Annotated in this window: 18 protein-coding genes; 8 read left to right on the top strand and 10 right to left on the bottom strand. The window is 66.1% G+C overall.

Annotated elements, in window-relative coordinates:
* Positions 1-27: 27 nt before the first annotated feature.
* Positions 28-675, top strand: a complete 648-nt coding sequence (locus ACVWY5_RS28585; RefSeq protein ID WP_038377710.1) for a cupin domain-containing protein — start codon at positions 28-30, stop codon at positions 673-675.
* Positions 676-755: 80 nt separating this feature from the next.
* On the opposite strand, the gene ACVWY5_RS28590 is transcribed toward ACVWY5_RS28585, so the two are convergent.
* From ACVWY5_RS28590 to ACVWY5_RS28600, 3 genes are read right to left on the bottom strand one after another with little or no spacing between them, the layout of a single operon-like run.
* Positions 756-3,023: a xanthine dehydrogenase family protein molybdopterin-binding subunit gene (locus ACVWY5_RS28590; protein WP_028335716.1), complete on the bottom strand. Its 2,268-nt coding sequence runs from the start codon at positions 3,021-3,023 to the stop codon at positions 756-758.
* 3 nt (positions 3,024-3,026) lie between these two features.
* A complete protein-coding gene (locus ACVWY5_RS28595) occupies positions 3,027-4,073 on the bottom strand; it encodes an FAD binding domain-containing protein (RefSeq protein ID WP_028335717.1) in 1,047 nt (348 codons plus the stop codon).
* Positions 4,070-4,567 carry a (2Fe-2S)-binding protein gene (locus ACVWY5_RS28600; protein ID WP_028335718.1) on the bottom strand — a complete coding sequence of 166 codons (498 nt, stop codon included), beginning with the start codon at positions 4,565-4,567 and terminating at the stop codon, positions 4,070-4,072. The genes ACVWY5_RS28595 and ACVWY5_RS28600 overlap by 4 nt, the downstream gene beginning before the upstream one ends.
* Before the next feature lie 152 nt (positions 4,568-4,719).
* Here ACVWY5_RS28600 and ACVWY5_RS28605 point away from each other — a divergent pair, with 152 nt between their 5' ends.
* Positions 4,720-5,364, top strand: a complete 645-nt coding sequence (locus ACVWY5_RS28605; protein ID WP_028335719.1) for a TetR/AcrR family transcriptional regulator — start codon at positions 4,720-4,722, stop codon at positions 5,362-5,364.
* A 15-nt stretch (positions 5,365-5,379) separates the two neighbouring features.
* Here ACVWY5_RS28605 and ACVWY5_RS28610 read toward each other — a convergent pair whose 3' ends face one another.
* The 4 genes from ACVWY5_RS28610 to ACVWY5_RS28625 form a co-directional block, all read right to left on the bottom strand.
* Positions 5,380-5,979, bottom strand: a complete 600-nt coding sequence (locus ACVWY5_RS28610) for a hypothetical protein (RefSeq protein WP_051376231.1) — start codon at positions 5,977-5,979, stop codon at positions 5,380-5,382.
* Between the two features lie 52 nt (positions 5,980-6,031).
* On the bottom strand, positions 6,032-6,220 hold the full coding sequence (locus tag ACVWY5_RS28615; protein ID WP_028335720.1) for a hypothetical protein: 189 nt from the start codon (positions 6,218-6,220) through the stop codon (positions 6,032-6,034).
* A gap of 35 nt (positions 6,221-6,255) precedes the next feature.
* Positions 6,256-6,699 (bottom strand): hypothetical protein, encoded by a 444-nt coding sequence (locus tag ACVWY5_RS28620; protein WP_028335721.1) that lies wholly within the window; start codon positions 6,697-6,699, stop codon positions 6,256-6,258.
* Positions 6,700-7,073: 374 nt separating this feature from the next.
* Complete coding sequence (locus ACVWY5_RS28625; protein WP_028335722.1) at positions 7,074-7,415, bottom strand: hypothetical protein; 342 nt, start codon at positions 7,413-7,415, stop codon at positions 7,074-7,076.
* Between the two features lie 143 nt (positions 7,416-7,558).
* On the opposite strand from ACVWY5_RS28625, the gene ACVWY5_RS28630 reads away from it, so the two are divergent.
* A complete protein-coding gene (locus ACVWY5_RS28630; protein WP_321176935.1) occupies positions 7,559-7,765 on the top strand; it encodes a hypothetical protein in 207 nt (68 codons plus the stop codon).
* A 384-nt stretch (positions 7,766-8,149) separates the two neighbouring features.
* Positions 8,150-11,284, top strand: a complete 3,135-nt coding sequence (locus tag ACVWY5_RS28635; protein ID WP_028335723.1) for a multidrug efflux RND transporter permease subunit — start codon at positions 8,150-8,152, stop codon at positions 11,282-11,284.
* Between the two features lie 23 nt (positions 11,285-11,307).
* On the opposite strand, the gene ACVWY5_RS28640 is transcribed toward ACVWY5_RS28635, so the two are convergent.
* Entirely contained in the window at positions 11,308-12,573 is a 1,266-nt protein-coding gene (locus ACVWY5_RS28640; RefSeq protein WP_028335724.1) for a D-amino acid dehydrogenase, read from the bottom strand.
* Positions 12,574-12,679: 106 nt separating this feature from the next.
* Complete coding sequence (locus tag ACVWY5_RS28645; RefSeq protein WP_038377699.1) at positions 12,680-14,008, bottom strand: aspartate aminotransferase family protein; 1,329 nt, start codon at positions 14,006-14,008, stop codon at positions 12,680-12,682.
* A gap of 160 nt (positions 14,009-14,168) precedes the next feature.
* Between ACVWY5_RS28645 and ACVWY5_RS28650 the strand changes: the two genes are divergently transcribed.
* Positions 14,169-14,717, top strand: coding sequence for a cupin domain-containing protein (locus ACVWY5_RS28650; RefSeq protein ID WP_018273259.1), 549 nt, complete (start codon positions 14,169-14,171; stop codon positions 14,715-14,717).
* Between the two features lie 54 nt (positions 14,718-14,771).
* Positions 14,772-15,431 carry a hypothetical protein gene (locus ACVWY5_RS28655; RefSeq protein WP_028335726.1) on the top strand — a complete coding sequence of 220 codons (660 nt, stop codon included), beginning with the start codon at positions 14,772-14,774 and terminating at the stop codon, positions 15,429-15,431.
* Here ACVWY5_RS28655 and ACVWY5_RS28660 read toward each other — a convergent pair.
* A complete protein-coding gene (locus tag ACVWY5_RS28660; RefSeq protein WP_028335727.1) occupies positions 15,409-16,161 on the bottom strand; it encodes a Crp/Fnr family transcriptional regulator in 753 nt (250 codons plus the stop codon). The genes ACVWY5_RS28655 and ACVWY5_RS28660 overlap by 23 nt on opposite strands.
* Positions 16,162-16,300: 139 nt before the next feature.
* Here ACVWY5_RS28660 and ACVWY5_RS28665 point away from each other — a divergent pair, with 139 nt between their 5' ends.
* Positions 16,301-16,732, top strand: a complete 432-nt coding sequence (locus ACVWY5_RS28665) for a hypothetical protein (protein WP_050383747.1) — start codon at positions 16,301-16,303, stop codon at positions 16,730-16,732.
* Between the two features lie 120 nt (positions 16,733-16,852).
* Complete coding sequence (locus tag ACVWY5_RS28670) at positions 16,853-17,257, top strand: DUF4864 domain-containing protein (protein WP_028335728.1); 405 nt, start codon at positions 16,853-16,855, stop codon at positions 17,255-17,257.
* Positions 17,258-17,260 lie beyond the last annotated feature (3 nt).

Below are 17,260 nucleotides of genomic sequence, written 5' to 3' on the forward strand. Positions count from 1 at the left end.
CGGATTGACGTGAGCGGCGGCAAGAGAATGCGTAAAGGCGCGGCAGCGAAGCCCGCAACGGCACGCCGCGCCGCCAGAAAGCCGGCCAGCAAGCCGGCCGAGCCCGCGATGGATCTCGCGGTCGGACGCCGCATCCGCGACCTGCGCCGCAGCAAGGAGATGTCGCTGGAGGTGGTTGCCGCGCGCACCGACTTGTCGATCGGCTTCATCAGCCAGATCGAGCGCGGCCTGTCGTCGCCCTCGCTGCGCGTGCTGGCGACATTGGCCGACGTGCTCGGCGTCGGCATCGCCGCGCTGTTCGGCGCGACGCCCAAGGATGACGGCGCCGGCGGCGTCGTCACCCGCGAGGTGCAGCGCGCCGAGCTGAAGCTGTGGCGCACCGGAATTTCAAAGCAGCTGCTGAGCCCGGCCGGCAGCGAGAGCCGGCTCAATCTGTTCCTGGTGCATCTCGAGCCCGGCGGCAACACCGGCGACGAGTTCTATACCCATGACGGCGAAGAGGCCGGTCTGGTGCTCCAGGGCGAGATGACGCTGACGGTGGACACGGAGACCTGGACGCTGAAAGAAGGCGACAGCTTCCGCTTCGCCAGCCGGCGTCCGCACCGCTTCTCCAATCCAGCGCGCGATGCCAAGGCCGTGGTGCTCTGGGTGAACTGCGTGACGGCGGCGGGGTGACGGCCCTACTCTCTCCACTCGTCGTCCCGGCGAAAGCCGGGACGACACCTGTTATTACGGAGCCCTCACGTCAAGCCGCATCACTTCAACCCCATCACCACTTCCTCGATCTTGATCGGGAAATTCCGCACGCGGATGCCGGTGGCGTGGAAGACGGCGTTGGCGACGGCGCCAGCGCTGCCGGTGATGCCGATCTCGCCGACGCCCTTGATGCCGAGCGGGTTCACATGGGGATCGTGCTCGTCGACCGTGATCACCTCCATCGGCGGCACGTCGGCATTCACGGGCACATGATACTCGGCGAGGTTCGCATTCAGGATGCGGCCGGACCTCTTGTCCATCACCGCCTCCTCGTGCAGGGCGAAGGAAAGGCCCCAGATCATGCCGCCGCGGAGCTGGCTCTGCACCATCAACGGATTGATGATGCGCCCTGCGGCGAACGCGCCGACCAGCCGCGTGGCGCGGATCTGGCCGAGCTCCGGATCGACCTTCACCTCGGCAAAGACAGCACCATGCGCGTGCATCGCATATTGCGATTGCGCCGCCGGATCGGCCGCACCTGTGCCGGCGGCCTCGATCTCGGCAACGCCGGCGCGCGCCAGGATCTCGGCATAGCTTTCGCTGCGCGCGTCATCGTCGCGGCGATAGAGCCGCCCGGCCCGCGCCGCCACGCCGGCATTGCCGGCGCCGAACAGCGGCGAGCGCTGGTCGGAGGTCGCAAGCTCGGCGAGTTTTGCGATCACCGCCGCGCCGGCATTGTGGATCGCGGCACCGACCGTCGCAGTGTGCGCGGAGCCGCCGGCGATGCCGGCATCCGGCAGGTCCGACGTGCCGGACAGGAACGAGATCTGCTCGAGATCGAGCGCGAGCGCGTCGGCCGAGATTTGCGTGAGCGCAGTCCAGGCGCCCTGCCCCATGTCGTGCGCGCCGCTTTCCATCACGCCGCGTCCGTCGGCGCGGATCACGGCGCGCGCATTGCCCTGGAACATCAGCGCCGGGAATGTCGCGGTGCCCATGCCCCATCCGACCAGAAAGCCGTTCTCGTCGCGCATCTGCCTTGGCTGTAGCGGACGTCCCGCCCAGCCGAAACGTTCGGCGGCCTTGGCGTAGCACTGCCGCAGCGCCTTGGAGGAAAACGGCTTGCCGGTGGTCGGCTCGACCTCGGCGTAGTTCTTCAGCCGGAATTCCAAGGGATCGATGCCGCAGGCGAACGCCGCCTCGTCGATCGCGCTTTCCAGCGAGATCGATCCGGTGGCCTCGCCCGGCGCGCGCATGAACAGCGGCGTGCCGGTGTCGACGCGCACCGCCTCATGCGCAGTGCGGATTGCCGGGCTCGCATAGAGCGTGTGCGAGGCGTCCGCCGCCGGCTCGTAGAAATCGTCGAAGCTCGACGTCGTGACGCGCGCCTCGTGATCGAGCGCGGTCAGCAGGCCGTCGTCACCGGTGCCGATCCGGATGCGCTGGCGGGTCTGCGGACGATGGCCGACCGGGCCGTACATCTGGCTCCGCCGCAGCACCAGCTTGACCGGACGCCCGACCAGCTTCGCCGCCATGGCGCCGAGCACCTGCGGCCCGGAGACCAGGCCCTTGGAGCCGAAGCCGCCGCCGAGGAACGGGCTGTTGATGTGGATGTTGCCGGGCGGAATGCCGAACAGGCCGCCGATCCGCATCTGCGCCATCGCCATGCCCTGGCTCGGCGTGTCGAGGAACAAACGGTCGCCGTCCCACACCGCGACGATCGCGTGCGGCTCCATCGCGTTGTGATACTGCGCCGGCGTCTCGTAAGTTGCGTCGATCCGCTTCGACGCAGCGGCAAGGCCCGCATCGATATCGCCGTGGCGGACTTCGGCAGGATTGCCGATGCCGACCACCGGCGGCGCATAGGCCTCCCCGGCGTCGAGGCCGACACGCGCGATCTCGACCTGATAGCGCGGCGACAGCAGCGCGGCGCCTTCGGTGGCGGCCTCCAGCGTTTCCGCGATCACGACCGCGATCGCCTGGTTGGCGTAGCGCACCTCATCGCTCTGCAACAGCTCCATGCGGAAGGCGAACGGATTGCCCTTGGCGTCCGGATCCTCCGCGAGTTCCGGCTTGTGCGCCGGCGTCATCACGTCGATGACGCCGGGGTGGCGCTTGGCGGCAGCGACGTCGAGTGCGGTGACGCGGCCGCGCGCGATGCAGCTGGTCGCGATCACCGCATAGACCATGCCGGGCGGATGATTGTCGGCGGCATAGCGGGCCTTGCCGGTCACCTTCAGCGTGCCGTCGGTGCGGGTCAGCGGCTGGCCGATATTCGAGCCGTGCCTGAGATGGGCGGGATCGCGGGTCAGATTGAGTTCAGCCGTCATGCGTTACACTCCTGCAACGGATGAGAAGGGAGAGCCCGGCAGCGCGGGAATGCGATCCGGCGTGCCTGCGGCAGCAAGGCTGAGCGCGCGCACGACGATGCGCTGCGCGAGCTCGATCTTGAAGGCGTTGTCGCCGGACGGTTTTGCGACCACGAGCGCGGCGCGCGCCGCCTCGCGGTAGGTCGCCGCATCCGCCGCGGCGCCCGCGAGCACCTGCTCGGCCTCGCGCGACCGCCACGGCTTTGCCGCGACGCCGCCGAGCGCGAGACGCCCCTCGCGGATTTTGCCATCCTCGATGCGCAAGGCCGCAGCGGCCGAGACCACGGCGAACGCATAGGACGTGCGCTCGCGTACCTTGATGTAGCGGGCATGCCCGGAGAAGCCTTGCGCTTCGGCCGGCAGCCGCAGCGCGACGATCAGGTCGCCGCGCTCCAGCGCGGTCTCGCGCTCCGGCGTCTCGCCCGGCAGACGGTGCAGCGCCTCCAGCGGCAGCTCGCGCCGGCCGGTCTTGCCCTCGATCTCGACGACGGCGTCGAACGCGACCAGCGGCACGCAGAAATCCGACGGATGGGTGGCAATGCAGCCCTCGCTCCAGCCAAGCACCGCGTGCAGGCGGTTCTCGCCCTTGAGCGCGTCGCAGCCGGCGCCCGGCCAGCGCCGGTTGCAGGCGCTGCCGGCGTCGTAGAAATACGCACAGCGCGTTCGCTGCATCAGATTGCCGCCGACGGTCGCGGCATTGCGCAGCTGGGCGGATGCGCCCGACAGCAACGCCTCGGCGACCGCCGGATAGTTGCGCGCGAACTCCGCGTCATGCGCGAGATCGGCATTGCGCACCAGCGCGCCGATCCGCAGGCCGCCGTCGGCCAGATGCTCGATGCGGTCGAGCCCCGGCAGACGCGTGACGTCAACGAGAAGGCTCGGCCGGCTGACGCCGCCCTTCATCAGGTCGAGCAGATTGGTGCCGGAGGCGAGATAGCTTGCGCCCTTTTCGGATGCCGCCGCGATCGCGTCCACGACGCTGGCCGGCCTGACATAATCGAAGTTCATCATGCGGAGCGCCTCTGCTTGGTCGCGGTGATGCTGGCCTGCGCCTCGAGCACGGCCTCGGTGATTCCTTGATAGGCCCCGCAGCGGCACAGATTGCCGCTCATGCATTCGCGCACGCGCTCCGGATCTTCGCCGGCCTGGCCCTCCTGGATCAGGCCGATGCCGCTCATGATCTGGCCCGGCGTGCAGAAGCCGCACTGGAACCCGTCATGGGCGATGAAGGCGGCCTGTACCGGATGCAACTGGTCGCCGCGCGCGACGCCTTCGATGGTTGTGATCTCGGCGCCGTCATGGCTGACGGCAAGCGCGAGGCAGGAATTGATGCGGCGGCCGTCGACCAGGACGGTGCATGCGCCGCACTGGCCGCGGTCGCATCCCTTCTTGGTGCCGGTGAGATCGAGGCGCTCGCGCAACAGGTCGAGCAGGGTAACGCGGGGGTCGTCGAGGGCAATTTCCCGGCGGACACCGTTGATGGTGAGGCTGAGTGGGAGATTCATGCAGGGCTCCGATCCGTGTATGGTCGGGTTGAATCGAGGCAACGGAAGCCCGTGGCCACCGATGCAGGATCGGCGCGCCTTGTCAGGTCCGGTGCTGGTCGCCATATACGGAGGCATCCTCCGTTTACAAGGGAGGGTGAAAAGAAAAAGCGATGGCCGGTCGATCACCAGAAATTGCACGCAAGCCCCGCGCCGACGCCGTCCGCAATCGCGAGCGCGTGCTGGAATCGGCCAAGGCCGTGTTCTCGGCCGGCGGCAGCGAGGCGAGTCTCGAGGCGGTGGCGCGCCATGCCGGCGTCGGCATCGGCACGCTGTATCGCCACTTCCCGACCCGCGAGGCGCTCTACGAGGCGGTCTATCGCCGTGAGGTCGAGCAGCTCGGCGATCTGGCCGAGCAACTGCAATGCGCCCCCGAGCCGGTCGAGGCGCTGCGCCGCTGGCTGCGCGCCAATGTGGAATTCGTCGCCACCAAGAAGGGCATGGTCGCAGCACTGGCGCTGGTCGCCCACGGCTCGACCGAATTGCACGCCTATTCGTTCGACCGTCTGACCAGGGCGATCGGCACGTTGCTCGCGCGCGCAGTCGCGGCCGGCGCGATCCGCAACGATATCAGCGCCGAGGACGTGCTGCGGGCGCTGATCGGCATGTGCTACATGCACGACCAGCCCGGCTGGCAGACCACCGCGCTCAGGCTGTTGGACGTATTCGTGGACGGCCTGCGGGTGCAGCCGGCGGTCACGATGACGAAGTCGGAGAGCCCAAGGCCGGCGCGGCAGAAAGCCAAGCCGTCGCGCTGACCCGGCGAGGCCTGTTCAGGCCGCCATGTTGAAGAGAATGCCGAGCGGCAGCCGGGGTCCTGCCGGATTGACATGAAGCACCGCATCGATGGTGCGCGCGGCGGAGGATGACGGCTTCATCCAGTCAAGATGACCGGCGAGCCAGGATCGCGGCTCCGCAGCCAGCACGATCGCCGACCCCCAGCTATCCAGCGGATTGTCGCGGGCCAGCGCCTGCTCGCGGCCGGGAATGGTTGTGCCGGCAGCGCCCATCAGATGATGCAGCACCGCCTTGGCAAGCAGGTCGTCGAAACGTCCGTCATCGACCCGTTCGCTCCCGACCGCATCGATCGCGAACAGCGCGTCGGCTTCGGCGCGACTGACCGAATGCCCGGCGCGACCGGCGGCACAGAGGATGCGCGCGCATAGCGCGGCGTCGGCGGCGTCGATCGTTCGCGAGAAATGCGCCCGGCCGGCCACCGTGGGTCCCTCGCCCGCAATGATGTCGCAACATACCACCGCGAGCGCCGCGGCGCTGCGCGCTGCAGCGTCGGAGGTTGACCTCGCGATTTCGGCAACAAGATCCTCCGCGCCGCGAGGCGCATGCGGGGACAGCTCTAACTCATGGGCACGCATCGATTGCTCTGCTGTTGATTGCCGCCCGCCCCACGACGGCGGCGGCCACCGCTCAGGGACGTCCGGTGCGTGGCCGCAGCCACCGCATGATGATTTCATGCGGTGTTCGCCGGCTGCTGCGCGGCAGGTCGTGCCGCTGCAGCGCCGCCCTTGCAAAGGCAGCCGCCTGCTCGCTGGATTGCCGTTTCTCGCGCGCCAGCAGCATCCATTCGCGGATCACGGCGCGTCGCACCTTGGACATGGCGATTTCCCTTCGCGATAGCCGCGTTCAGCGCCTCAGGCCGCCAGCTGCAGCGGATGGGTTTGCGACCTCCGTGCCGACAGCGCGCAGCCGCATTCATGCACGATGCCCTGCTCGACGACGAAGCCGCGCCGCTCCAGCGACGCCCGCAGGCTTTGGTTGGCCGAGGCCTTCTGGGCATCGACCCACACCACCAGCACCGCACGCGCGCTGAGGACATTCGTCAACCAGTCCAGCGTCGGCTCGAGTGCGAGAAGCGTGCGCCGCCGCCAATCGACCAGCGCAACGTCGTACTGACCGGCCGGGCGGCCGCAATTGCCCGACGCCGCCGCGCGCGCATAGCCGCGCCGCTGCAGCTCGAACATCAATTCCATGCTCCTCGTGCCGGCCACGACGATGCGCTGTTGCGTCGTGCAGCCGGCAAGCGCGATCATCGGCTCGATGATCCGGTCGCCGATAGCAATCTGAAGCGAAGACATGACATCACCTGTTTCCCGTTCGCTCACGCGCGTGCGGCCGAGCCTCGGCGGCCTGGCGTCCGCGGGAGCGCTTGCATCGGGCTCAATATCTTCAGGGCGGGATATGAATTCGAGAGCGCCGCGGCCTCCGCGGCATATGAGCCGCATAAGCCCGCGGCCGGATGCGATGGCGGCGGTCGCTAGGCATGGAGGCCGCGCAAGTGTGCTAAAGTGCACAGACGATCAGATTGCCATTAGGTTAGATCGTCGCGTTGCCAAGCCTCGTACATACATATCTGTTTATATTCGCGATCCGGCCCGGCCATCGTGCCGGGCTTTTTCGTTGCCCATCGCGCCGTAACGAAAAGCCCCGCACTGAGGCGGGGCTTTCGCGATCATCGCGGATTGGTCCGCGTTCCGCTGTTGTTGCCGGGCAGGTTCGATGTCCCGGTCCCGGTCGCGGAATTGTTGTTCGGGTCGGTCGAGTAGTTCGGCGTCGAGGTGCCTGGGTTGTTCATGTTGCCGGTCGTGCTGCCGGGCGGATTGCTCATTCCCGAGCCTGTTCCCATCCCGGTGGTGCCGCCGGTGCCGGTTCCTGTGCCGGAGTTTCCGGTCCCCGCCCCTGCACTCGCGCCGCCGGCCGATCCTCCACCGGCGCCGCCGCCACCCTGCGCAAAGGCGAGCGAGGTGGCCAGCATCATGGCCGCAGCCAATCCGATCGTTGCCAGTTTCTTCATGTGAGGTCCTTTCCTGGTTCGACCGGAAGCAACGTGGACCGCAAGGCGGACGTTCCTGGACGGCAGGACACGCATCCGGCGCGCGCTCGCGAGGAACATGACGCTGGCTGTCCTGTTGAGCAGGATAGCGTTCCCGGAGATGCATGATGAAGACACTTCAAATGCAGCACGAGATCACGGCCGAACTCGAAAGACGATCCGGTGTCACGGGCCTGAAGCTGATCCGGCTCAAGGGCTATACGCCGAGCTGGGATCTCGGCGGCACCCGCGAGACCGCGCTGGATGAGGCGAAGGAAAAAGAGCTTCGCGACATCGTGACCAGGATGCAGGACGAGTTCGACATCGCCTAGGACCGCTGCACGAGCAAGTTGCACCGGACAGGCTGCGCCTGAACAATCGTGACGCTCTCTCGTGGCGTCGAGCCAACCGCGCGCGCAATTCTATGTCGTTCCACGATATATTTTGCGCCAGCGATATTTTTGACGCTTCCGAAACGGCGATAGCGGCACGAAATTCCGGCCATTGAACGAACGTCGAATGGCCGGTCCGACGTTTCCATTCGCGCGGCGCCCCCCGGAATGATTATGCTGGCAAAAAACAGGTAGACGCGGAGGCAAACTCCGCGATCTGCCGATTGGCCATGGCGAGGAAAACGCGCGTTCGCGCTCGAGCTTTCGAGCACGACTCCCGACCTTCGGGAAAAGATGCGCCTGCCGTTCATTTGGATCGCAGAAATGAACGAGAGCATCTCATCTCGGTTTATCCGCTACCCGATCGGCACCTCGCTGCTGATGGCCGGCATTCTGTTCGTCGGAATGGTCGCCTATCCCCTGCTGCCGGTCGCGCCGCTGCCGCAGGTCGACTTTCCGACCATCCAGATCTCCGCAAGTCTGCCCGGTGCCAGCCCGGAAACCATGGCCTCCTCGGTTGCGCAGCCGCTGGAGCGGCAATTCGCGCAGATTCCGGGCATTGCCCAGATGACCTCGACGAGTTCGCTCGGATCGACCGCCGTCACCATTCAATTTGATCTGAACCGCAGCATCGACGGCGCCGCCAACGATGTCCAGGCCGCGATCAATGCCGCAGGCGGCCAGTTGCCCAAGAACCTGCCGTCGCCGCCGACCTATCGCAAGGTCAACCCGGCGGACTCGCCCGTCCTCATCTTGTCGGCGACCTCGGACACATTGCCGCTGATCAAGGTGAGCGACGCGGTCGACGCCCAGCTCGGCCAGCAGATCAGTCAGATTTCGGGCGTCGCCCAAGTGTTCATCGGCGGCCAGCAGAAGCCCGCCATTCGCGTGCAGATCGATCCCGCCAAGCTGGTCGCCAAGGGATTGTCGCTGGAAGATATCCGCGGCCAGATCGCCATCACGACGACAGACAGTCCGAAGGGCAACATCGACGGCACCAGCCGCGCCTACACGATCTACGCCAACGATCAGCTGCCGGAGGCCAAGGACTGGAATGACGTCATCGTCGCCTATCGCAACGGCGGCCCGTTGCGTATCCGCGACATCGGCCGGGCCGTCGCCGCGCCGGAAGACATGAAACAGGCGGCTTGGGCGGACGGCAAACGCGGCGTGTTCCTCGTCATCTTCAAGCAACCCGGCGCCAACGTCATCGGGACGGTCGACAGGATCAAGGAGCAGCTTCCAAGGCTCGTTGCCGCCATTCCGCACGCCATCAAGATCAAGATCATCAGCGACCGGACATTGACCATCCGCGCCGCCGTCGAGGACGTGCAGATCACGCTGCTGATCACCATCGTTCTGGTCGTCATGGTGATCTTCCTGTTCCTGCGCAGCTTCTGGGCGACGGTGATTCCTGCCGTGACCGTGCCGCTCGCGCTGCTCGGCGCCTGCGCGCTGATGTGGGTGTTCGGCTATACGCTCGACAACCTTTCGCTGATGGCGCTGACGATTGCGGTCGGCTTCGTGGTCGACGATGCCATCGTGATGCTGGAAAACATCACGCGATATGTCGAGCAGGGTCAGCGGCCGCTCGCAGCGGCACTGCAAGGCGCCGGCGAGATCGGATTTACCATCCTGTCGATCAGCATCTCACTGGTCGCGGTGCTGATCCCGCTGCTCCTGATGGGCGGCGTGATCGGCCGGCTATTTCGCGAGTTCGCGGTGACGCTCGCGATGGCGATCTTCGTCTCGCTGGTGGTGTCGCTGACGCTGACGCCGATGATGGCATCGCGCTTCCTGCGCGCGCATGCCGAAACCAGGCACGGCCGGCTCTACCAATGGAGCGAGGCGGCATTCGACAGGATGCTGCATGGCTATCAACGCGGCCTCGACCTGGCGCTGAGCTGGAGCCGCACCACACTCTGCATCTTCTTCGCGACGGTGGCCCTGTCGGTCTACCTGTTCGTGATCATTCCCAAGGGATTCTTCCCGCAACAGGACAACGGCTTCCTGATCGCCGTGTCGCAGATGGCGCAAGATATCTCGTTTGCCGACATGAAGCGGCATCAGGAAGAGCTCAGCAGCATCGTCCGGGCCGATCCCGCGGTCGACAGCATGGCCGAGTTCATCGGCGGCGGCGGTACCGCGCTCAATTCGGGCCGCATGTACATCACGCTGAAGCCGCGCGAGGAGCGCGACGCGAGCGCGCAGCAGATCATCGAACGGTTGCGGCCGAAGCTTGAGGCGGTCGAGGGCGCGCGGCTCTACATGCAGGCGTCCCAGGACGTCCGGCTCGGCGGCCGCGCGACGCGGACCCAGTTCGAATACACGCTGCAGGATGCAAAACTCGACGAGCTGAACGAATGGGCGCCGAAGATTCTGGCCAGAATGAAGACGCTGCCCGAACTGCGCGACGTCGCCACCGACCAGCAGACCGAGGGAACGACGCTGACACTGACCATCGATCGCGACACCGCGTCGCGCTTCGGCATCCAGCCGCAACTGATCGACGACACGCTTTACGACGCGTTCGGCCAGCGCCAGGTGACCCAATACTTCACCCAGCTCAACAGCTACCACGTCATCCTGGAGATCCTCCCGGAATTGCAGGGCAAGCTCGACACGCTCAACAAGATCTACATCAAGTCGCCAACCACGGGGGACGAGGTACCGCTCTCCGTGTTCTGCAAGTGGACCACCATTCCGGTGCGCCCGCTCGCGATCGCACACCAGGGGCAGTTTCCGGCCACCACGATCAGCTTCAACCTCGCGCAAGGAGTGGCGCTCGGCCAGGCCACCGATGCGATCCAGAACGCGGTCGCCGATCTCGGTGCTCCAGCCACGCTCAGCTCGAGTTTCCAGGGTACCGCGCAGGCCTTCCAGCAGTCACTGAGCTCGGTGCCGCTGCTGATCCTGGCCGCGCTGGTCGTGGTCTACCTGATCCTCGGCGTGCTCTATGAGAGCTACATCCATCCGCTCACGATCCTGTCCACGCTGCCATCGGCCGGGGTCGGCGCGCTGGCGATCCTGATGGCGTTCGGGTTCGATTTCAGCCTGATCGCGCTGATCGGCATCATCCTCCTGATCGGAATCGTGAAGAAGAACGGCATCATGATGGTCGACTTCGCGATCGCCGCCGAACGCGAGGAGCATCTGTCGCCGCGTGAATCGATCCGGAAAGCGGCCCTGCTGCGCTTCCGTCCGATCATGATGACGACGATGGCGGCGCTGCTCGGCGGCGTGCCGCTGATGCTGGGCACCGGAACGGGATCGGAAATCCGCCAGCCGCTCGGCTATGCGATGGTGGGGGGCCTGATCGTGAGCCAGGCGCTCACGCTGTTCACAACGCCGGTCGTGTATCTCTATCTCGACCGATTCTCGAATGCGCTGTCGAACTGGACGGCAACGAAGCGAGACGACGACGCCGAACCGCCGATGAACAGGAACGCCGCCGAATAGTAGCTCGCGCGCGGCGATGAGGCCTACCCGAACCTGACATCGTAGCGCTTGATCGACAGCTCCTTGGTGTCGATCTCGGGTTTCTTCCCCGAGAGCATGTCCGCCAGCACCCGGCCCGAGCCGCAGGCCATGGTCCAGCCGAGCGTGCCGTGGCCGGTGTTGAGGTGCAGGTTGGCAAAGCGCGTCGCGCCGATCACCGGCGGGCCGTCCGGCGTCATCGGGCGCAGCCCGCACCAGAAGGTGGCCCTGGGAAGGTCGCCGCCGCGCGGAAACAGGTCGGTCAGCGAATGGTCCAGCGTCGCGCGCCGCGCGGCGTAGAGCTTGGTCGAATAGCCTGATATCTCCGCGGTGCCGCCGACGCGGATGCGATCGCCGAGCCGGGTGATCGCGACCTTGTAGCTCTCGTCCATCACGGTCGATTCCGGCGCGCCGGACGCGTCCTTGATCGGAACGGTGATCGAATAGCCCTTCACCGGATAGACCGGCAGCGAGATGCCGAGCGGCCGCAGCAGGATCGGCGAGTAGCTGCCGAGCGCCAGCACATAGGCGTCCGCCGTCATCATCCCGGCGCTGGTCGCGACGCCGGTGATCCGGGCGGTATCCGCATTCAGTCCGTCGATGCCGACATTGAAGTTGAAGCGCACGCCGAGCTTCTCGGCTTCCAGCGCCAGGGCCTGCGTGAACATGTGGCAGTCGCCGGTCTCGTCATGCGGCAGCCGCAGCCCGCCGGCGAATTTTTCCTTCACACCGGCCAGCGCGGGCTCGGCGGCGATGCAGCCCTCGCGGCCGAGCACTTCGAACGGCACGCCGTACTGCTTCAGCACCGCAATGTCGTCGCCGGTGTGATCGAGCTGGGCCTGCTCGCGAAACAGCTGCAGCGTGCCGCGCGCACGCTCGTCATAGCGGATGCCGATCTCGCTGCGCAGCGCCTGCAGGCAGTCGCGGCTGTATTCCGCGATCGGGATCATCCGGCTCTTGTTCACCGCGTAGCGCGACGTCGTGCAGTTGCGCAGCATCTTCAACAGCCAGAGCCACATCACGGGATCGAGCTTGGGGCGGATCACCAGCGGGCCGTGCTTCATCAACAGCCACTTCACCGCCTTGACCGGCACGCCGGGGCCGGCCCAGGGCGATGAGTAGCCCGGCGACACTTCGCCGGCATTGGCAAAGGAGGTTTCCAGCGCGGGCTTGGGCTGACGGTCGATCACCGTCACCTCGTGACCGGCGCGCGCAAGGTAATAGGCAGAGGTGACGCCGATCACGCCACTGCCGAGAACAAGGACCTTCACTTTTCCTCACATCCTGCAGCGAAAACGCAATCGCCGCTGCGAAACCACTCTGCTTCGCAACGGCGACAGCAATTTGTAGAGCCAGCTAAGATATAGCTAGCAATTATCAGGCCACGCGCTTGATGGAGTCGCCAAGGATCGAGACGATGTCGTCGATGTGCGACTTCTCGACGATCAGGGGCGGCGACAACGCCAGCGAGTCGCCGCTCATGCGGAAGTAGAGGCCGCGATTGAAGCAATCGACCATGATGTCGTAGCCGCGCGCGCCGACGGCACCATCGCGCGGCGCGACTTCGACCGCGCCCATCAGGCCCTGATTGCGGATGTCGACCACGTTCGGCAGGCCCTTCAGCGAATGCAGGGCATCGCGCCAGTAGTCGGCGAGCGAGGCGCCGCGGGTCAGCAGAGCCTCGTCCTTGTAGATGTCGAGCGTGGCAAGACCCGCCGCGCAGGCCACCGGATGCGCCGAATAGGTGTAGCCGTGGAACAGCTCCATGGCGTTGTCCGGACCAACCATCAGCCCGTCGTGGATCTGGCGGCTGGTGAACACCGCGCCGCACGGCACGGTGCCGTTGGTGATGCCCTTCGCGGTCGTCATCATGTCGGGCGTCACGCCGTAGAAGTTGGCGGCGAACGGGGTGCCAAGGCGGCCGAAGCCGGTGATGACCTCGTCGAAGATCAGGAGGATGCCGTGCTTGGTGCAGAGCTCGCGCAGGCGCTGCAGATAGCCCTTCGGCGCCGGCAGCACTGCGGTCGAGCCCGGCACCGGCTCGACGATCACCGCCGCGATGGTGTCGGCGCCATGCAGCGCCACCATCCGCTCGACGTCGTCGGCGAGCTCGGCACCGTGCTCCGGCTGGTCCTTGGCGAAGGCGTTGCGGGCGAGATCATGGGTATGACGGATGTGGTCGACGCCGGGCAGATGGGTCGCGAACTGGCGGCGGTTGGCGACCATGCCGCCGACCGACATGCCGCCGAAGCCGACGCCGTGATAGCCGCGCTCGCGGCCGATCAAACGGGTGCGGCTCGGCTGGCCGGCGGCGCGGTGATAGGCCAGCGCGATCTTCAGCGCGGTATCGACCGATTCAGAGCCCGAATTGGTGAAGAAGACGCGATCCAGCCCCTTCGGGGCGATCTCGGCAAGCCGCTCGGCGAAATCGAACGCCAGCGGGTGGCCCATGTTGAACGAGGGGGCGAAGTCCAGGGTCGACAGCTGCCGCTCGACCGCGGCCGCGATCTGCGGGCGGCCGTGGCCGGCGTTGACGCACCACAGGCCGGCGGAGCCGTCGATCACCTGCCGGCCGTCGACCGAGGTGTAGTACATGCCCTTGGCGGAGGAGAACAGCCGCGGCGCCTTCTTGAACTGCCGGTTGGCCGTGAACGGCATCCAGAACGAGTCGGTCTTGATGGTGTTCGGAATCTGATGAACGGTCACGGCGGCGCTCCATTGCTGACTGACGCTAGTCGGACCACTCTTCCAGGCACTCAACAAGTCCTTTTCTGCCGCACCGCAAGCCATTGATCTTGTTGAGGCGGTCTGCGAAGATTTGTTCGATCCGCAACACCTGCAACAGGGATTTGCCAAGGGGACTGCCATGAGCGTCGACATCGGCGGTCGGCTTCGATTCATCCGCGCGCGGCACAAGCTGTCGCAGCGCGAGCTCGCCAAGCGCTCCGGCGTGACCAATTCGACGATTTCGCTGATCGAATCCAACCAGATGAACCCGTCGGTCGGCGCCCTCAAGCGCATCCTCGACGGGATTCCGATGGGGCTCGCCGAATTCTTCGCGATCGAGCCGGAGCGGCCGCGCAAGGCGTTCTATCGCGCCGACGAGCTGACCGAGATCGGCAAGAAGCCGATCTCCTATCTGCAAATCGGCGACAGTCTGTTCGGCCGGGCGTTGCAGATCCTGAAAGAGCGCTACGAGCCCGGCAGCGACACCGGCCGGGTGCCGCTGGTGCATGAAGGCGAGGAAGGCGGCATCGTGGTCTCGGGCCGGCTCGAGGTCACGGTCGACGACGAGCGGCGGGTGCTCAACGCCGGCGACGCCTATTACTTCGAAAGCCGCCGCCCGCACCGCTTCCGCTGCATCGGCGCCAAGCCGTGCGAGGTGATCTCGGCCTGCACACCGCCGACATTTTGAACCCGGCGCGCGCAGCGGGCGACCCAAGCCGCAGGGGCCGCATGGCGCGGCTGGGTGAAGAGCCAGACGCAACAATATCCGGAATTCCTGCACCCGGCCTGGAACAAGCAGAGCTCCCAGGTTCACTTCACCGTCGATGCGCGCGACCACGTCGACGGATTGCAGCGCGAACGCCTGGCGCTGCTCGAAGGCTTTGACGACAAACGCGGCGGGCTTGCCGGCATCTGGCTCGCCCATAACGCCATCATCAAGATCACCACCGAGAGCAACGGCGCCGTGAAGGCGATGGGATGGAAGTGGGACCAGGGCGACTGGAAGGCCGGCTGCGACTACGAGATGACGGGCAAGATCGTCGGCGGCACGTTCCGCTCCGACGAGCAGCGCAAGAATCCCGACACGCTAGAGCGCGACCACGCCATGCTGATCGTCAACCGGCAGGACGATCTGTTCGCGACGAAGCGCTACATCAATCGGACCGGAAAGGCTCTGATCACACGACAGTATCACAGATCGCGCGTCTGCCGGTCGCCCCACGCAATAACGGCGGCAATTGTGGCGAACATCGCTGTGACCGCGATCATGACAAGGATGGTGTCGAGAGGCATGGGTCGTCTCCTGCATATCATGGAGAGACCTAGCGCGCCTGCGCGCCCATTGCCTTGTGCTGGATCAAAAAGCCGACGCCGAAGCGTCAGCTCGCGCCGCTCAGCTTGAGCCGTTCGAGGTCGAGCAGCCGCACGCCATCGGGCACGATCAACACCACCTTCTCGCGCGCAAGGCGGGTCAGCGTGCGGCTCACCGTCTCGATGGTGAGACCGAGATAGTCGGCGATGTCCTGCCGGCTCATCGGCAGCGGCACGGTGACGGACACGCTTCCGATCCGGGCGTACCGCGCCTGCATGTTGAGCAAGAATGCAGCGATCTTTTCCTCGGCACTGCGCCGTCCGAGCAGCAACATCTGGTCCTGCGCCAGGCTCAACTCGTGCCCCGCGAACTCATGCAGGCGGCGCAGCAGATGCGGCTTGCCGTCGACATAGGCGAGGAACGCCGATCGCACGAAACGGCAAACCGCGACCTCGTTGACCGCCTCCGCGGTGACGCCGTAGCGGTCCTGCAGCGCAAGCCCGAGGAAGTCGCCCGGCAGCGCGAAACCCACGATCTGGCGGCGGCCGTCGGGCAATGATTTGTAAAGCCGCACGACCCCGTCGGTGACATTGAACACGCTGCCCGCCAGCGCACTCTGCTCGAACAGCGTCGTTCGCGCCGGAACCTGCTTTGCCTGGCTGATCCGGTCGAGCTCCTCGAGCTCGGACTGCTCCAGCGCAGCGCAGACGCTGAACAGCCTGACCTTGCAGTCCTCGCAGCCATTCGTGGCGCGGCCGTGCCTGCAGTCGGAACGCGTCGCGCCTGCACACGAATCCTGCAGTGGCTCGGCAATGCTCATGGCTTCGGGTGTCCGCTTGGTTAGGTGCTTGACACTATCAACCCCGATTTGATCTGGATCAACCGCCGGCGGCATTGATGCAGATCAATGCTGCGCCGCGCTTTCCCCCGCAGTTTCGCCATCATCGGGGAATCCGGCGATGAACGAGCAATTCCAGGCACTTCCGATCGACCATCAGCATGCGATCGTGGCCTATCCGCTGGTGTTCATGCATGATGCAAGTATTACCACGGATCAGTGGCTGCGGTTCGTGCGCCGGCGCTGCCGCGGCAGCTCGCCCGAGACCGGGCTGATCGCGATCCGCGATCGCCGCGGCGTGATCCATGCCCTGTTCAGTTACCGCATCGACAACGACATGCGCGTCCGCAAGCGCCTCAGCATCGGCGACCTGATCGTCGCGCATCTGCCCGGCTCGCGGATCGACGACGCGGTGTCGAACGTCATCGCCGAGGTTTCGGCGCAATACGGTTGCCAGATCGTCACCATCGAGCAGCCATTCGCAACGCGTCATGCGCGGCACGCCGGATGCCCGACTGCTGAGGCGCTGCGCCGCCATCGGCGCGTCAACTGACATCGCGCTGCTCGGTCGTTCGGAGCCAGCCGCCGCAGGCCCCCTGCTCCGTTGCCGCCGTGGTCGTGCGGGAGTAGCCTTGCGGCGACTGGAAGGTCCGACTGTCGACGGTGCCACCGCATGCGCATCATCCTGATGTTCGTCGCTATTCTGCTTGGCTCGCTCGCTCCCGCAGCGGCCGACGACGTCGGCGCCGCGCAGGCCGTGATCCGCGCCCAGGAGCAGGCGTTCGGCCGCGACGACGCCGCGGCGGCCTATTCGCATGCCGCGCCGGCGATCCGCCAGATCTTTCCGCAAGCCGACATCTTCATGTCGATGGTGCAGAACCAATATGCGCCGGTCTATCGGCACAGAAGCTTCGAGTTCGGCGAGGCGCGCAGCGACGGCGACCGGATCGCGCAGCGCGTCAATATCGTCGACGCCAATGGCGAGGCGTGGGAGGCGCTCTACACGCTGGAGCGGCAGGCCGACGGCAGCCTGAAGATCACCGGCTGCTCATTGCTCAAGGCCGGCCAGTCGGTGTGATCG

Source organism: Bradyrhizobium sp. USDA 3256 (assembly GCF_054058275.1).

Bases quoted from the DNA above. Each gene is read 5' to 3' on its own strand.
- ACVWY5_RS28615 (WP_028335720.1), bottom strand. From the start codon at position 6,220: ATGTCCAAGGTGCGACGCGCCGTGATCCGCGAATGGATGCTGCTGGCG.
- ACVWY5_RS28610 (WP_051376231.1), bottom strand. From the start codon at position 5,979: ATGCGTGCCCATGAGTTAGAGCTGTCCCCGCATGCGCCTCGCGGCGCG.
- ACVWY5_RS28660 (WP_028335727.1), bottom strand. From the start codon at position 16,161: ATGAGCATTGCCGAGCCACTGCAGGATTCGTGTGCAGGCGCGACGCGT.
- ACVWY5_RS28620 (WP_028335721.1), bottom strand. From the start codon at position 6,699: ATGTCTTCGCTTCAGATTGCTATCGGCGACCGGATCATCGAGCCGATG.
- ACVWY5_RS28670 (WP_028335728.1), top strand. From the start codon at position 16,853: ATGCGCATCATCCTGATGTTCGTCGCTATTCTGCTTGGCTCGCTCGCT.
- ACVWY5_RS28605 (WP_028335719.1), top strand. From the start codon at position 4,720: ATGGCCGGTCGATCACCAGAAATTGCACGCAAGCCCCGCGCCGACGCC.
- ACVWY5_RS28590 (WP_028335716.1), bottom strand. From the start codon at position 3,023: ATGACGGCTGAACTCAATCTGACCCGCGATCCCGCCCATCTCAGGCAC.
- ACVWY5_RS28665 (WP_050383747.1), top strand. From the start codon at position 16,301: ATGAACGAGCAATTCCAGGCACTTCCGATCGACCATCAGCATGCGATC.
- ACVWY5_RS28630 (WP_321176935.1), top strand. From the start codon at position 7,559: ATGATGAAGACACTTCAAATGCAGCACGAGATCACGGCCGAACTCGAA.
- ACVWY5_RS28650 (WP_018273259.1), top strand. From the start codon at position 14,169: ATGAGCGTCGACATCGGCGGTCGGCTTCGATTCATCCGCGCGCGGCAC.
- ACVWY5_RS28635 (WP_028335723.1), top strand. From the start codon at position 8,150: ATGAACGAGAGCATCTCATCTCGGTTTATCCGCTACCCGATCGGCACC.
- ACVWY5_RS28585 (WP_038377710.1), top strand. From the start codon at position 28: ATGCGTAAAGGCGCGGCAGCGAAGCCCGCAACGGCACGCCGCGCCGCC.
- ACVWY5_RS28600 (WP_028335718.1), bottom strand. From the start codon at position 4,567: ATGAATCTCCCACTCAGCCTCACCATCAACGGTGTCCGCCGGGAAATT.
- ACVWY5_RS28625 (WP_028335722.1), bottom strand. From the start codon at position 7,415: ATGAAGAAACTGGCAACGATCGGATTGGCTGCGGCCATGATGCTGGCC.
- ACVWY5_RS28595 (WP_028335717.1), bottom strand. From the start codon at position 4,073: ATGATGAACTTCGATTATGTCAGGCCGGCCAGCGTCGTGGACGCGATC.